We start from the raw sequence: 16,346 nt of genomic DNA on the forward strand, positions 1-16,346 counted from the left end.
TGGCTAAGGGGGTGGCAGCCCTTCCGGCATTGCGGACAAATGTTCGTGGCAGGCCAGCCATAGGCCTTGTTGTTCTTGGCCAGACGCCTGTTTCTTGAAAACAATCGTCTCGCGTTCCTGGCTGAAGTGTTGCTCCCCTTGCATGCGCAGCTCGGTGGCTACGTCATGGATGAAAATCGCCACGTCACCCTGCAGGCTGACGAAGGCGTTGCTCGAGGTGCACGACAGCACCTCGAAGCCGTCCTCGGCACGCCAGCTGTCCCACAACGCCTGGTAGGCATCGCGCGACAGCAGGGGCTGCTCGAGGGTGTAGAACACGAAGCTGGCGTCGATGCTGAATGCGCCGAAGTAGGCTTCGCGATCGTTTCGGGCAAAGGCCGACACCAGTTCGGCGGCGGCATTGAGTACCTGATCACGTTCGTTCATGACCGATCCTCAGCGATGGACCACGCCTGGCAGTACGCAGAGCATTTCGTACAAAAGGTTGGCGCCCAGCAGCGAGGTGTTGCCGGTGGTGTCGTACGCTGGCGAGACTTCTACCAAATCGCAGCCAACCAGGTCGAGGCCTTGGCAGCCGCGCACGATTTCAATCGCCTGAATGGTCGTCAGACCGCCGATTTCCGGGGTGCCGGTGCCAGGTGCCCAGGCCGGATCGATGCCGTCGATATCGAAACTCAGGTACACCGGACCGTCGCCGACTTTCGCGCGAACTTCGGCCATCAGCGGCGCCAGGGATTTGTGCCAGCATTCTTCAGCCTGAACCACACGGAAGCCTTGATTGCGGCTCCAGTTGAAGTCATCAGCGGTGTAGCCCTGAGCCCGCAGGCCAATTTGCACTACACGGTCGCAATCCAGAAGACCTTCTTCTACCGCGCGACGGAAGGTGGTGCCGTGGGCGATTTTCTCGCCGAACATGTGATCGTTCACGTCCGCGTGAGCGTCGATGTGCACCAGGCCGACCTTGCCGTGCTTTTTATGGATGGCACGCAGGATCGGCAGGGTGATGGTGTGGTCGCCGCCCAGCGTCAGGGGGATCACATCGTGTTCGAGGATATTGTCGTAGGCCTCTTCGATGATCCGCACGGCGTCCAGCAGGTTGAAGGTGTTGATCGCCACGTCACCGATGTCGGCAACCGACAGCGAGTCGAACGGCGCAGCGCCGGTGGCCATGTTGTACGGACGGATCATTACCGATTCAGCGCGGATTTCACGCGGCCCGAAACGGGTGCCGGGGCGCAGGGACGTGCCGATGTCCAGCGGGATGCCGATAAAGGCAGCGTCCAGGCCGGCAGCGGATGGCAAATGGGGGAGTCGCAGCATGGTGGCGATGCCGCCGAAGCGCGGCATTTCATTGCCGCCCAGTGGTTGGTGAAGAATCTTGTCCACGGGTAAGGCCTCATCGTCGTTGTTTTATTTATGCAGGTAAGCCGCTCGGGGAGAGACGGGCACCGCTGTGGGCCGATTCTGCGAAATGCAGTGGCCGGGAAGAATCGCTACGGGCAAATACTTAGTTCAGATTTTTCTAAACTAATGGCGGGCGGGAAGATAGACTCCCCACCATGCACCGAACCCTTGTGGCGAGGGAGCTTGCTCCCGCTGGGCTGCGAAGCGGCCCCAAAACCATTAAGCCCGGTTGCATCGGGCAGACCGCATGAGTCGGGTTTACGACTGCTTCGCAGCCGAGCGGGAGCAAGCCCCCTCGCCACAAAAGCAACATGCACTACCTTGCAATGGAGCCCCCCCATGGCCAACGCTTTACCCGACCTGAAACTATTGCGCATCTTCGTCAGCGTGGTCCGCCATCAGGGGTTCGCCAACGCCCAGCACGAGCTCAATCTCTCGACGTCGGCCATCAGCACTTATATGAGCCAGCTCGAAGCGGCCCTCGGCCTGGTGCTCTGCCATCGTGGTCGCGGCGGTTTCAGCCTGACCAGCAAGGGCGAGCTGTTCCATCAGGAAACCCTGCGTCTGTTGGCCGAACTCGAAGGTTTCGAACAATACGCCGCCGCCCTCAAAGGCGAATTGCGCGGCACGTTGAACCTGGGGGTGATCGATTCCACCGTCAGCGACAAGGCCTTGCCGTTCGCCGAAGCCATCGGCGCCTACAGCCAGGAACACCCGGCGGTGCACTTGCATCTCTCGGTCATGAGCCCCTACGAACTGCAACTCGGCGTGCAGGACAACCGCCTCGACCTGGCCATCGGTGCCTTTTCCACGCGCATGAGCGGTCTGGTCTACATGCCGCTCTACCGCGAACAGCACTGGCTGTATTGCAGCAGCCGTCATCCGCTGTTCAACGAGCGGCGCATCCCCGAACAGGTCATCACCCAACAACGCATGGTCGGTCGCGGCTATTGGAGCCAGGCCGAACTGGCGCGTCATGGTTTCAAGCACAGCGCGGCGACCGTGGAAAGTATGGAGGCCCAGCTGATTCTGGTGCTGTCCGGCGCCTACATCGGTTACCTGCCGGAGCACTACGCCCAGGCCTGGGCCGACAAGGGGGATTTGCGCGTGCTGCTGCCGGCGACGTTCGGTTATCAGGCGCCATTCTCGATGATCGTGCGCCGTGGCCGTAGCCGCGAACCGCTGATCCAGACCTTCCGTGATTTGCTCAAAGCACAGCTCAATCAGGCTTAAGAAAATGTCCAGAATCCAGTGCCCGCGCTGCCTGCGTCCGCAAACCCATTGTCTGTGCCCACTGATCCCAAGCCTGGATAGCCGCACGCGGGTGTTGCTGTTGCAGCATCCGAGTGAAGTGAACCATGCATTGAACACCGCACGATTGGCTGCGTTGGGACTCAAGAATGCCGAGTTGATCGTGGGCGAGGTGTTCGAGGATTTGCCGGCGTTGTTGAATCAACCGGGCTATCAGGCGCGGCTGTTGTTTCCCGGTGAAGATGCGCAGCCGATGCAGGCGTACACCGCGAGTGATAAGCCGCTGCTGCTGGTGGTTCCGGACGGTACCTGGCGCAAGGCGCGCAAGATGCTGCACCTCAATCCGTTGCTGGCGGCGTTGCCGAGAGTGACATTGGCCGAGGGCGGGGTGTCGCGTTATCGCTTGCGCAAGGCACCTGGGCCTGGGGCGTTGTCGACGGTGGAGGCGATTGTGCAGGCGTTGCAGACCCTTGAAGCGCCGACCACTTTCGAACCGTTATTGAAACCGTTCGAGGCGTTGATCGAGGGGCAGATTGCGGCGATGGGGGAGGAGACCTATCAGAAGAATCACGGCCGGTGATGACTTGTGGCGAGGGAGCTTGCTCCCGCTGGGCTGCGCAGCAGCCCCAAAACCATTCAGCCTGTGTGTCAGGGAAATCATGCTGACAGGTTTTGGGAGCGCTTCGCACTCCAGCGGGAGCAAGCTCCCTCGCCACAGGGACAGCGTGAGACTTAGCGTTCGCGCATCGCCTCGGTCCGTGCCTTCAACACCGGTTTAAGCAGGTAATCCAGCACGCTTTTCTCCCCGGTAATAATGTCCACCGTCGCCACCATCCCCGGAATGATCAGTAGCGGTTTCACGTCCCCGCCCAGGTGATTCTTGTCGGTCCTGACCTGAATCAGATAGAAACTGTTGCCCTTGTCATCGGTGATGGTGTCCGCCCCGATCAACTCAAGCCTGGCACTCAACCCCCCATAAATCGTGTAGTCATAAGCGCTGAACTTGACCATGGCTTTCTGGCCCGGGTGCAGGAACGCCACGTCTTGAGGGCGGACCTTGGCTTCGATCAGCAGGTTGTCCTCCACGGGCACGATTTCCACCATGTCGCTGCCCGGCTGGACCACGCCGCCGATGGTATTGACCTTCAGCACTTTGATGATGCCGTGAACCGGCGACACCACCGTGGTGCGTGTCACCCGGTCGTCGATGGCAATGCTCGTGGCGGTGATTTTCGACAGGTCGGTGCGTTTCTCATTCAGCTCTTTCGCCGCGTCCGAGCGGAAGGATTGTTCGGACTCGTCGATCTTGCTTTTGATCTCATTGATCGCTGATTCCGCCCGGGGAATCGCCAGGGTCGTGGCGTTCAGCGAGCCGCGGATTTCCACCGCGCTGCGTTTGAGCCGCAGGATTTCCACCGGCGACACCGCCCCGGTGCCCACCAGCGGCGCCGACATGTTCATCTCTTGTTGCAGCAGCGCCAGGCTGGAACTGAACTGCCCCTGTTTGGAACGGAACTCCGCCAGCTCCTGGGTTTTTTGCCGAAGTTGTTCAGTCAGCGTGCGTTGTTCGCTGGCCAGTCGGCGCTGGCGTTGTTCATACAGCGAGCGTTCGTCCTCGGCCACTTGCGGCGCCTTGGCGATGACTTCCGGGGACAGCTTGAACGGCCGGCTTTCCGCTTCGGCAGACAATCGTTCGACCTGCGCGATCAAGGCATAGCGGTCCGCTTCGCTTTCGCCCTTGTTCGACAGGAATCGCGTGTCATCCAGGCGCAGCAAGGTGTCGCCCTTGTTCACCATTTGCCCTTCGCGAACGAAAATCTCGGTGACGATGCCGCCTTCCAGGTTCTGGATCACCTGTATCTTGCTCGACGGAATCGCCTTGCCTTCGCCCATGGTGACTTCCTGCAACACGGCGAATTTGGCCCAGACCAGCGCGCTGATCAGCAGCGCCGCCGCCAGCCACACGGTGATCCGCGACCAGCGCGGTGAATCCTGCAACGAGGCGCCGGCGGTTTCCGGCATGAACTCGCTCTCGGCACTTTTGCTGAAACTGCCGAAGTAGCTTCGGGCCGCTGAATCCGGTGTTTGAGCAGACATGGGACGATACCCGTCAGTTAAGAGAAGTAATGCCGAACAAAAAACTGTGGCGAGGGAGCTTGCTCCCGTTCGGCGGCGAAGCCGTCGCAAAAGTCCAGCTGACACAACGAGGTGAATGGGGCTGCTGCGCAACCCAGCGGGAGCAAGCTCCCTCGCCACAGGTATGTATTGGCATCGAGTGGGCGCTCCTAAACCGTTGCAGAGCCGACGCGGCCCTTGCGCAATGCATCGATCACCGCTTCTTTCGGGCCGTCGGCGACGATCCGCCCGTTGTCCAGCACCACCAGCCGATCCACCAGGCTGAGCATCGAGGAGCGGTGGGTCACCAGCAGCACGGTTTTGCCCTGGACCCAGCCGTGGAGTTTCTGCCGCAGAAGGTCTTCGCTGCTGTTGTCCATGGCGCTGGTCGGTTCGTCGAGCAGCATGATTGGCGGATCAAGCAACAAGGCCCGCGCCAGCAACACCGCTTGCCGTTGCCCACCCGACAGCAATTGACCGCGCTCGCCCACTGGCCGATCAAACCCTTGTGGATGCTGACGCGCCAGTTCAGTCACGCCGGTCAGCTCAGCGACTTCAAGCATCCGGGCATCGCTGACATAACGGGCGCCGAGGGTCAGGTTGTCGCGCAGGCTGCCGGCCAACAAGGGCAGGTCGTGGGCGACGTAGCCGATCTGTTGACGCAGGTCGGCGACGTCCAGTTGCCGCAGGTCCAGGCCATCGAGCAGCAACTGGCCTTCTTCCGGCGCGTAGAAACCCATCACCAGCCGCGCCAAGGTGCTTTTGCCCGAGCCGCTACGGCCGATGATGCCGATCCGCTCGCCCGGTTTCATGCTGAAGCTGACGTTGGCCAGGGCCGGCGCGTTCTGGCCGTTGTAGTGGAACGTTACGCCGCAGACGTCCAGGGCGCCTTGCAGTTGCGTGCGCTCCAGTGGCCGCTGCCTGGCGTCGCGCTCTTGCGGCAACGACATCAGCGAATCGGTGCTTTTCATGGTCAGTTGCGCTTGCTGGTAACGGGTAATCAACCCGGCGATCTGCCCCAGCGGCGCGAGCACGCGGCTGCCGAGCATATAGCTTGCCACCAGCGCACCGACGCTGAGGTTGCCGGCGATGATGCTATAGACCCCGGCGACGATGGTCGCCATGCCGGAGAACTGCTGAATGAACAGCGTGCCGTTGGTGGCCAGCGCGGAGAGGTTGCGCGCATGGCTGTCGAGGCGGGTGAGGGCGCCGTGGGTGCTTTCCCATTTGTGCTGGCGCTCGCTTTCAGCGCTGCAGGCCTTGAGGGTTTCCAGGCCGCCGAGGGTTTCGATCAGCAGGGCCTGGCGTTCGGCACCGAGGCTCAGACTCTTCTGCACGGTGTCGCGCAGGCGCGCCTGAATCACCATGGCGAAGAGGATCGTGATGGGGAAGGCCAGCAGTGGAATCACCACCAGCCAGCCGCCGAGCAGGCCGATCACCACCAGCATCAGCACAGCGAAGGGCATGTCGATCAGGCTGGTCAGCGTGACGGCGGTGAGAAACTCCCGCAGGCCCTGGAAGTCATGAATGCTCTGGGCGAAACCACCGATGGTTGCGGGTCGCGCTTTCATCGCCATGCCGGTGATGCGTTCGAACAGGGTCGCTGAAAGAATCACGTCGGTTTTCTTCCCGGCAGTGTCCAGCAAGTGCGCACGAACCACCCGCAGCACCAACTCAAAACCGGTGCCGATCAGCAGGCCGATCGACAGCACCCACAAGGTTGAAGTGGCCTGGTTCGGCACCACCCGGTCGTAGGTCTGCATTACGAACAGCGGCACCATCAGGCCCAGCAGGTTGATCAGGAAACTTGCCAGAATCGCATCGCTGTACAGCCATTTCGACAGCTTCAGCGTGTCGCGAAACCACGCCTCGACCCGCGGCACCAGCGGCGCGCGCAAGTCTTCGAGTTCATGCCGTGGCCGGGCGAACAAGGCCTGGCCGCTGTAGTTGGCGGCCAGCTCGTCCGTGCTGACCCACTGTTCTCCGCCGTCGGCTTCGCTGGGCAGAATCAGCGCCTGACCATCGTCGCCCCAACGGCGCAAGACCGCGCAGCGGCCATGGTTGAGGATCAGCATCACCGGCAGGTTGAGCGCAGAAATATCCGCCAGTTCACGGCGCAGCACCCGCGCCTGCAAACTGGCCCGGGCCGCTGCGCGGGGCAGCAGGTCCAGGCTCAAGCGTTGGTGTGCCATTGGCAGCCCGGCACTCAGGCTGGCACGACTGACCGTCGCGCCGTGGAGTTTGCAGAGAATCAACAGGCCGTCCAGAAGCGGATCATCGAAACTAAGACGCGGATCGACACCCGTGTTGCCGGTTTCCATGCTGGTCACATTGATCGCTCCTACACGGCGTTACTTCATTTGAGTTCAGGCAAGCGCGCTTCGTTTTTCACTTCGGTGGCGGCGATCGCATCGGCGGGCAGCACCACCCGTTGCTTGCTCAACAACTGGCCCATGTTCGCCAGCACGCGGTACATCGAGAACTCCTCGGTGTAGCGCACTTCGGTGTAGCGGCGGTTGGCGTTGTAGAGCTCGTTTTCACTGTCGAGCAAGTCGAGCAGAGTCCGTTGGCCGAGACCGAACTGATCCTGATACGCCGCCCGTACTCGGGTGGTGGTTTCGGCGTATTCACGGGCGGTCGGGGTTTGTTTCTTGGCGTTTTGCATGGCGTTCCAGGCCAGGTGGATGTTCTCGTTGAGCTGGCGCAATGCGTTGTTGCGGATGTCCATCGCCTGGTTGATCTGATGCGCATCGGAGGCCAACCGGGCCTTGTCGCTGCCGCCACGGAACAGGTTGTAGTTCATCACCACGCCCACTCGCCATTCGTTGTCGTGGCCTTGATCGCCCTGCACATTGTTATTGGCGCCCACCGCTGCTTCGGCGTCGAAGCGTGGGTAGAACGGCGACTTGGCGACTTCGTACTGGCTCTCGGCCGATTGCACATCAGCCTGGGCGGATTTCAGGTACGGGTTGTTTTCCACCATGCTCTGCTGGGCTTCGGGCAGGGTGGCGGGCAGTTCGCCGCGGGTCGACGGCGGCGCTTCGAGTTCATCGGGCATGCGCCCCACGACGCTGTAGAAATTCGCTTCGGCATCGGCCAGATCGACTTCGGCGGTGTCGAGGTTGTTTTGCGCCAGTGCCCGGCGAGCGGTGGACTGGTCGGCGTCGGCGTTGCTGCCGATCCCACGCTGGGTACGCAGGCCGATCTGATCGTTGACCCGCATGTGCGCTTGTAGATTGTTCTTGGCCAGGGTCACCAGTTCGCGGCGCTTGAGCACTTCGAGGTACACCTCGATGGTGCGCAGGGCCAGGTCCTGGGCGGTGCCTTGAGCGTAATAGGCCCGCGAGTTGGACACGCCTTTGGTGCGCGCGACCTCGTTGGCGGTGTTGAAACCATCAAACAGCATTTGCCGCAGGCGCAGTTCCGACTGGGTGTAGGTGAGGATTTCGGTGTTGTGATTGCCTCGCGACCGGGTGGTGGTGTTATCGCTGTAGCCGCGACCATAGGCGGCGTTCAAATCCACCGATGGATAAAAGCCCCCTTTAGCGACTTTAATCTGCTCGTCGGCCGAGAGCCGGGCATCGACCCGAGACGCCAGTTCCGGGTGGGTCGCAATGGTGCTCTGGATCGCCTCGGTCAATGACATCGCCTGAGCCTGAGAAGCGCAGGCCATGGCCAGCAGAATCGCACTGCAAAGGGGGGTTAAAACGCGCATGGGTGCATCTCCCTGATTCCTGATGGTGCTTAGCGGTCGCCATTTTTTTGACGATATTTTTAGATGAAACCGTTTCATGCCTGTAACAACAGAGCTAAGAACATCCTGAAGCGTAGCTAAGAAAAATTTTTCATAAGGGCTATGCCAAAAAAAACTTATGCGGCCTGAAAAATCCAGCACATTGTTCAATGCGAAAGCCTTTGTTTTATTGGCTTTCTGGAACATCAACAGGGTTTTGGAAAGTTCCATTCACTTTTCGACACAGGGCGAAGAAGTGCTGGAGGGGAGGAGAGCGAGACGGTTTAGAGGCGACATTTTTTTGTCACTCGAGTGATTCAGAACCGTTACGCATGCGTTTGCAGGCCGGTCGTTTTGGAAGTGGGTCCCGATGCCATTGATTGCAGAGGGTTTTATCCCGATCCCAAGACACCCCCCTCGCGAGCGACACGCCTGGCGAGAGTGTCGGGAGGCAGCGGTTTACTTCAGGTAAACGCTTTCCGGCACGCGGGTCTCGGGCAACCTGCTTGAACCATGAGCACGTTTCTTCGCGCAAACAGGATGCCGACAGCAGTTGGCAGCGGAGGAATGCACATGGCAACGCTCATCGGTATCGTCAGTAAGGTCATCGGTCAGGTGTATGCAGTGGCGGGTGATGGCACTCGACGGGCACTGATCGAGGGCGATCGGCTGTTTGCCGGCGAGCAGCTGGTCACCGGGGCTGAAGGGGCGGTGGCGGTGCATATGCAAAATGGCCAGGAGCTGACGCTGGGGCGTGACAGCAGCCTGCAAATGAATGCCCAGTTACTGGCGCACCAGGTGCCGCATGTGGAGACCACTGATGCGGTAACGCCGAGCCAGGCGCAACTGACCGATGTCGAGCAACTGCAAAAAGCCATTGCCGCCGGTGCCGACCCGACCCAGACCGCTGAGGCCACCGCCGCCGGACCGGGCGCAACGGGCGCGCCCGGTGGTGCGCTGGGTGGTGGCCACAGTTTTGTGCTGTTGGAGGAAGTGGGCGGGCGGGTCGATCCCACGATTGGTTTCCCCACCGCCGGCTTCAACGGTATTCCCGAATTCCCCCTGGAACGCCGGGACGCTGCGCCGGACAACGGCGATAAAGGCATCGTTACGCCGTTTGCCGCGAACGTGCCGAATCACCCGGTCATCCTCACCGGCCTGTCGGTGGCGGGCGGTGAACTGACCCTCAATGAAGCCAACCTGGCGGACGGGTCGGCCAGCAACCCGGGGGCACTGACCCAGCACAGTACGTTCACAGTGTCTGCGCCCGACGGGCTGAGCAGCCTGAGCATCGGCGGGATCAGCGTGATCAGTGGCGGGGTGCCCATCGGTTTTCCGCAGTCGATCACCACTCAACTGGGCAACACCCTGACGATCACCGGCTACAACCCGGCCACCGGCGTGGTCAGTTACAGCTACACCCTGGTCGGCAACGAAACCCATTCCGCCGGTGACGGCACCAACAATCTCAGTGAACAATTCACTGTGGTTGCGAACGACAGCAACGGCGATACCGCCACCGGTTCGCTGGACGTCAATATCACCGACGATGTGCCCAAGGCCATCGACGACAGCAACGCCCATACCGCGTCGGAAACCCTGCTGACCCTGACCGGCAGCGTGCTGCCCAACGACGTCCAGGGCGCCGACCGCATTGCCACCGGCCCCGACAGCGGGCCGATCATCGGCGGCACTTTCACCGGGACGTTCGGTACCTTGGTACTCAATGCCAACGGCACCTACACCTACACCCTGAACACCAACGATGCCGATTTCAAAGCCTTGCACGGCGGTGGCAACGGCACCGAAAATTTCGTCTACACCCTTACCGATTCCGATGGCGATACCAGCACCGCGACGCTGGTGCTGAACATCCATAACAACGACGACCTGGTGACGCTCGATGGCCTGAACGTCAACGGCGGCGAACTGACCGTCTACGAAAAAAACCTCAGCGACGGCAGCAGCCCTGATGCATCGGCGCTGACCCAGAGCGGCACATTCACCATTACTGCGCTGGATGGCGTGCAAACCCTCAGCGTCGGCGGAATCAATGTGGTGGTTGGCGGTGTATCGGCGGGTTTCCCGCAATCAATCGTCACGCCGCTGGGCAGTACGCTGACCATTAGCGGCTACGACAGCGCGACCGGCGTGGTCAGCTACAGCTACACCCTCGTCGACAACGAAATGCATCCGAATGCCAACGGCGCCAACAGTCTCTCCGAGCAGTTTGCGGTCACCGTGGTGGACGACAACGGCACCACCGCGACTGGCAGTCTTGATGTGAACATCGTCGATGACCTGCCTCATGCCGTGGACGACAGCAACGCCAATACGGCATCGGAAACCCTGCTGACCCTGACCGGCAGCGTGCTGCCCAATGACGTCCAGGGCGCCGACCGCATTGCCACCGGCCCCGACAGCGGGCCGATCATCGGCGGCACTTTCACCGGGACGTTCGGTACCTTGGTACTCAATGCCAACGGCACGTACACCTACACCCTGAACACCAGCGACGCCGATTTCAAAGCCCTGCACGGCGGTGGCAACGGCACCGAAAATTTCGTCTACACCCTTACCGATTCCGATGGCGATACCAGCACCGCGACGCTGGTGCTGAACATCCATAACAACGACGACCTGGTGACGCTCGATGGCCTGAACGTCAACGGCGGCGAACTGACCGTCTACGAAAAAAACCTCAGCGACGGCAGCAGCCCCAACACACCGGCGCTGACCCAGAGCGGCACCTTCACCGTCACCGCGCTCGACGGTTTGCAAACCCTGACGGTGGGCGGCATCGCGGTGGTCACCGGTGGCGTGGCCGCAGGCTTCCCGCAGTCGATCGTCACTCCGCTTGGCAGCACGCTGACCGTCACCGGTTACGACAGCGCGACCGGCGTGGTCAGCTACAGCTATACCCTGGTGGATAACGAAACCCACCCGAACGCCAACGGCACCAACAGCATCACCGAGAACCTCAACGTCGTCGCCACTGACGTCGACGGCAGCACGGCGTTGGGCCAGATCAACGTCAACATCGTCGATGACTTGCCCACCGCCAACCCGGACCACGCCTCAGTGGCCGAGGGCGCGACGGTCTCGGGCAACGTGCTGGGCAACGACATCGGCGGCGCCGACGGGCCGGCACTCGGTGGCGCGGTGGTCGGCGTACGCGCCGGCAGCGACACCTCGACTTCAGCCATCGGTGGCTTGAACAGTCAAATCAACGGCACCTATGGCTACCTGACCCTGGATGCCAACGGCGATGCGGTCTATCACAGCAATCCAAATGCCGTGAACGGCCCTGGTGCGACCGACGTGTTCACTTACACCGTGCGCGATGCCGACGGTGATGAAAGCACCACCACCATTACCATCGACGTGGCCAACTGCACCCTCGTGGCTGCCACCGACACCGATGTGACGGTTAATGAAAAAGCGCTGGACCTGACCAAGGACGGGCAGGACCTGGCGGCGGGCACGGTCGTCGGCAGCGAGCCTGGCAACACCGGCGAAACCGCCTCGGGCACGCTGGTGGGTTCAGTCACCGGCACCAGCGACACCATTACGTACAGCCTGGTCGGCAGCGCCAACGGAACCTACGGGCAAATCCTGCTCAACCCGGACGGCAGCTACACCTACACCCTGACCTCGCCCCCCACGACCACCCCTCACGCCAACGACGGTGCGAACACCCTGAGCGAAAGCTTCACCTATCAGGCCACCGATTCTCTGGGCAACAGCGTCACCGGCAGCATCGTGATCAACATCGTCGATGACGTGCCAACCGCTCATGCCGATGTCGTCTCAGTGGCGGAAGGCGGCACGGTCAGCGGCAATGTGTTGGGCAATGATGTGCTCGGTGCTGACGGCCCGGCCTTGGGTGGCGCGGTGGTTGGCGTGCGCGCCGGCGGCGATACCTCGACTTCGGCCATCGGTGGCTTGAACACGCACATTACCGGCACTTACGGCTATCTCACCCTGGATGCCAACGGCAACGCCGTGTACCACAGCAATCCGAACTCGGTCGGTGAACCGGGCGCCACGGACGTGTTCACCTACACCGTGCGCGATGGCGACGGCGATGAAAGCACCACGACCATCACCATCGACATCTCCAACTGTTCCCTCGTGGTGGCCCCCGATAACGACGTGACCGTTTACGAAAAGGCGTTGGATCTGACCAAGGACGGCCAGGACCTGGCGGCGGGCACCGTCATCGGCAGCGAGCCTGACAACACCGGTGAAACTGCCTCGGGCACGTTGGTCGGTTCAATCACGGGCGGCACTGGTGCAATCACTTACGCTCTGGTCGGCAGCGCCACCGGCACCTATGGGCAAATCCTGCTCAACCCGGACGGCTCCTACACCTACACCCTGACCTCGGCACCCACCACCACGCCGCACGCCAACGACGGACCGAACACCCTGAGCGAGAGCTTCACCTACCAGGCCACCGACTCTGTGGGCAACAGCGTCACCAGTACCATCGTGATCAACATCGTCGATGACGTGCCGACGGCCCATTGCGATTCGGTTTCGGTGGTGGAGGGCGGCACGGTCAGCGGCAATGTGCTGGACAACGATGTGCTCGGCGCTGATGGCCCGGCCTTGGGTGGGGCAGTGGTCGGCGTGCGTGCCGGCAGCGACACCTCGACCTCGGCCATCGGTGACTTGAACACGCAAATCAACGGCGCTTACGGCTACCTGATCCTGGATGCCAGCGGCAATGCGGTGTACCACAGCAACCCGAATTCGGTCGGCGAAGCGGGCGCCACGGACACCTTCACCTACACCGTGCGCGATGCCGACGGCGATGAAAGCACCGCCACGATCACTGTTGACGTCTCCAACAACTGCCTCGTAGCCGCCACCGATACCGATGTGACCGTCTACGAAAAAGCGTTGGATCTGACCAAGGACGGCCAGGACCTGGCGGCGGGCAGCGTCACCGGCAGCGAGCCCGGCAACACCGGTGAAACCGGCTCAGGTACGTTGGCAGGCTCGGTCTCTGGCGCCACGGGTGCGATCACCTACACCCTGGTCGGCAGCGCCACCGGCACCTACGGGCAGATCCTGCTCAATCCCGACGGTTCCTACACGTACACTTTGACCTCGGCGCCGAAAACTTCGCCCAACGCCAACGACGGCGCGAACACCCTGAACGAAAGCTTCACCTACCAAGCCACCGATGCCATCGGCAACAGCACCACCGGCACCCTTGTGGTCAGCATCGTCGATGACGTGCCTCACGCCGTCGCCTCGGACCGTTCGGTGCCGGCGGTGCAGATCGACTCCAACCTGATGCTGGTGATCGATGTATCCGGGAGCATGGACGACCCCTCCGGCGTATCGGGCCTGTCGCGGCTGGACCTGGCCAAGCAGGCGATCAGCGCGCTGCTCGACAAGTACGACAATCTGGGTGACGTGAAGGTACAGATCGTCACCTTCAGCAGCAGCGCCACCGACCAGACGTCGATCTGGGTCGATGTGGCGACGGCCAAGTCGATCATCGCTACGCTGACGGCAGGTGGCGGCACCAACTACGACGCGGCCGTGGCAACCATGGAAACCGCATTCGACACCTCGGGCAAACTCATCGGGGCGCAGAACGTCGGCTACTTCTTCTCCGATGGCAAACCCAACGAAGGCGACATCGGCACTGCGGACGAGATCGCGCTCAAAGCCTTCCTCGACGCCAATGGCATCAAGAACTACGCCATCGGCCTGGGCAGCGGCGTCAATAACGCCAGCCTCGATCCGGTGGCCTATGACGGCAGCACGCGCACCGACACCAACGCTGTGGTGGTGACCGACCTCAACCAACTCAACTCGGTACTTTCGGGCACCGTGCAAGGTGCGCCGGTCACCGGTTCGTTGCTGGGCGAGGGCGGTACATTTGGCGCCGATGGCGGTTTCATCAAAACCCTCACGGTCGACGGCACCACCTATACCTACGACCCGAAAGCCAACAGCAATCAGGGTTCGCTGAACTTCAGCGGCGGCGCCAACCACGGCACCTTCAACACCGTCGACAACACCCTGAGCATCGCCACCAACAACAGCGGCACGCTGCTGGTGAACCTCGACACCGGCGAGTACACCTACACCTCGCAGAAAACCACGGCCGTGCAGATCACCGAAAACATCGGCTTCACCGCCAGCGACAACGACGGCGACCTCACCAGTTCGACCCTGACAGTCAACGTGATTCCGAATTCGCCACCGGTGGCAGTCGATGATCACATCATCACCAACGTGCTGTCGGGCAGTATCGTGGTGCCGGGCGAGCTGCTATTGGCCAACGACACCGACCCCAACGGTGATGCGCTCACGGCATCGCCGACTACCTTCAACACGGGTTGGACGGCCAAGGGAGCGGACTTTACCGGCACCAACTCGAGCTTCAGTTTCACCGGCAATAACGTCCAGGCCGTGACCATCGCCCGCAGTGCATTCGTCGCCAACGCTGCCGCCATGACCGCCATGCTGGTGGTCAGCGGGGCCTTGGGGGCGGTCAGCACCAACAATACCAACGATGAGGACCGCATCACCGTCAACCTCAAACAGGGCGAGACCCTCAACCTGGACCACAACCTGGCGGCCGGCCACATCACCATGGAGTACTCGGTCAATGGCGGCGCTTACATGGCTCTCGCCGATGGCCAGACCATCACCGCCACGGCGGACGGCACGTACCAGATCCACATCACCAACATCGACGACGGGGGACCTGGCAACAGCGGGAAGGGGGCGGAAAACTATCAACTGACCATGACCGTCAACTACGCCGGAGCCCAAGACTCCACGCCAGACTTCCACGGCACCTACACCGCGAGCGACAACCACGGCGGCAGCGACAGTGCGGCAGTCGACATCACCTATCAGGCCGGCCATACACTGACCGGCACCTCGGGCGATGACGTGTTGATCGCGGGCACCGGCAACAACATTATCAATGCGGGTGACGGCAACGATGTGCTCACCGCAGGCTCAGGCAATAACGAGATGCATGGCGGCGCCGGCAACGATCTGCTGTTCAGCGGGCCGGGCAACGATTGGCTCGACGGCGGCACCGGTAACGACACCGTGAACTACGCCCATGCCACCGCCGGCGTGACTGTCGACCTCAGCCTGCTCACCGCGCAAAACACCGTTGGCGCAGGCACCGACACCCTGACCGGCATCGAAAACCTCACGGGCTCGAACTTCAACGACAGCCTCACGGGCGACAACAACGGCAACATCATCAACGGCGGTCTGGGTAACGATGTGCTCAACGGCGGAGGCGGCGACGACTTCCTGATCGGCGGCCTGGGCGACAACACCCTCACCGGCGGCAGCGGCGCCGACACCTTCCAGTGGCTTAAAGGCAACAGCGGCCACGACGTCATCACCGACTTCACCCCGGGCACCGACAAACTCGACCTGTCGCAACTGCTGCAAGGCGAGAACGGCACTGCGGCATCGCTGGATGACTACCTGCACTTCAAAGTCACCGGCAGCGGCGCGACCCTGGTCACCAGCATCGACATCAGCGCCATGGCCGGCGCCACGCCGAGCCAGACCATCGACCTGGCCGGTGTGAACCTGGCCAGTCACTACGGCGTCACCCCCGGAGCGAATGGTGTGATTGCCGGCGGTCACGATACCGCGACCATTATCAACGGCATGTTGAACGACCATTCGTTGAAGGTGGATACCGTGTGATCTGAAACGAAACGACAAAACCCGCCATTCCCGGTGAAAGGGGATGGCGGGTTTTTTGTTGGTTGCGGATTTATCTACCGGCCCTGTGCCCGGATACACCTCATGTGGCGAGGGGGCTTGCCCCCGTTCG

8 protein-coding genes are annotated in these 16,346 nt (G+C 61.7%); 3 read left to right on the forward strand and 5 right to left on the reverse strand.

Annotated elements, in window-relative coordinates:
* Window positions 1-3: 3 nt before the first annotated feature.
* Together AC07VO_RS18995 and speB are read right to left on the reverse strand one after the other, a co-directional pair.
* Window positions 4-426 (reverse strand): YybH family protein, encoded by a 423-nt coding sequence (locus AC07VO_RS18995; protein WP_018929906.1) that lies wholly within the window; start codon window positions 424-426, stop codon window positions 4-6.
* A 9-nt stretch (window positions 427-435) separates the two neighbouring features.
* Window positions 436-1,386, reverse strand: a complete 951-nt coding sequence (gene speB / locus AC07VO_RS19000) for an agmatinase (protein ID WP_019648049.1) — start codon at window positions 1,384-1,386, stop codon at window positions 436-438.
* 357 nt (window positions 1,387-1,743) lie between these two features.
* Here speB and AC07VO_RS19005 point away from each other — a divergent pair, with 357 nt between their 5' ends.
* Together AC07VO_RS19005 and AC07VO_RS19010 are read left to right on the forward strand one after the other, a co-directional pair.
* Window positions 1,744-2,637: a LysR family transcriptional regulator gene (locus tag AC07VO_RS19005; RefSeq protein ID WP_007938472.1), complete on the forward strand. Its 894-nt coding sequence runs from the start codon at window positions 1,744-1,746 to the stop codon at window positions 2,635-2,637.
* A gap of 4 nt (window positions 2,638-2,641) precedes the next feature.
* Window positions 2,642-3,235, forward strand: a complete 594-nt coding sequence (locus AC07VO_RS19010) for a tRNA-uridine aminocarboxypropyltransferase (protein WP_086946388.1) — start codon at window positions 2,642-2,644, stop codon at window positions 3,233-3,235.
* A gap of 152 nt (window positions 3,236-3,387) precedes the next feature.
* Here AC07VO_RS19010 and AC07VO_RS19015 read toward each other — a convergent pair whose 3' ends face one another.
* The 3 genes from AC07VO_RS19015 to AC07VO_RS19025 form a co-directional block, all read right to left on the reverse strand.
* Window positions 3,388-4,752 (reverse strand): HlyD family type I secretion periplasmic adaptor subunit, encoded by a 1,365-nt coding sequence (locus AC07VO_RS19015; RefSeq protein ID WP_086946386.1) that lies wholly within the window; start codon window positions 4,750-4,752, stop codon window positions 3,388-3,390.
* A 188-nt stretch (window positions 4,753-4,940) separates the two neighbouring features.
* Complete coding sequence (locus AC07VO_RS19020; RefSeq protein ID WP_018929910.1) at window positions 4,941-7,100, reverse strand: type I secretion system permease/ATPase; 2,160 nt, start codon at window positions 7,098-7,100, stop codon at window positions 4,941-4,943.
* 26 nt (window positions 7,101-7,126) lie between these two features.
* Window positions 7,127-8,485: a TolC family outer membrane protein gene (locus AC07VO_RS19025; RefSeq protein ID WP_019648053.1), complete on the reverse strand. Its 1,359-nt coding sequence runs from the start codon at window positions 8,483-8,485 to the stop codon at window positions 7,127-7,129.
* 591 nt (window positions 8,486-9,076) lie between these two features.
* Between AC07VO_RS19025 and AC07VO_RS19030 the strand changes: the two genes are divergently transcribed.
* Window positions 9,077-16,216, forward strand: a complete 7,140-nt coding sequence (locus tag AC07VO_RS19030) for a retention module-containing protein (protein ID WP_192351584.1) — start codon at window positions 9,077-9,079, stop codon at window positions 16,214-16,216.
* The last annotated feature ends 130 nt before the right edge of the window (window positions 16,217-16,346 follow it).

The sequence above is a fragment of the Pseudomonas sp. GW821-FHT03E01 genome, from assembly GCF_059420765.1.

Coding starts and splice junctions, on each gene's coding strand:
- AC07VO_RS18995 (WP_018929906.1), bottom strand. CDS start 426: ATGAACGAACGTGATCAGGTACTCAATGCCGCCGCCGAACTGGTGTCG.
- AC07VO_RS19025 (WP_019648053.1), bottom strand. CDS start 8,485: ATGCGCGTTTTAACCCCCCTTTGCAGTGCGATTCTGCTGGCCATGGCC.
- AC07VO_RS19005 (WP_007938472.1), top strand. CDS start 1,744: ATGGCCAACGCTTTACCCGACCTGAAACTATTGCGCATCTTCGTCAGC.
- AC07VO_RS19010 (WP_086946388.1), top strand. CDS start 2,642: ATGTCCAGAATCCAGTGCCCGCGCTGCCTGCGTCCGCAAACCCATTGT.
- AC07VO_RS19030 (WP_192351584.1), top strand. CDS start 9,077: ATGGCAACGCTCATCGGTATCGTCAGTAAGGTCATCGGTCAGGTGTAT.
- AC07VO_RS19015 (WP_086946386.1), bottom strand. CDS start 4,752: ATGTCTGCTCAAACACCGGATTCAGCGGCCCGAAGCTACTTCGGCAGT.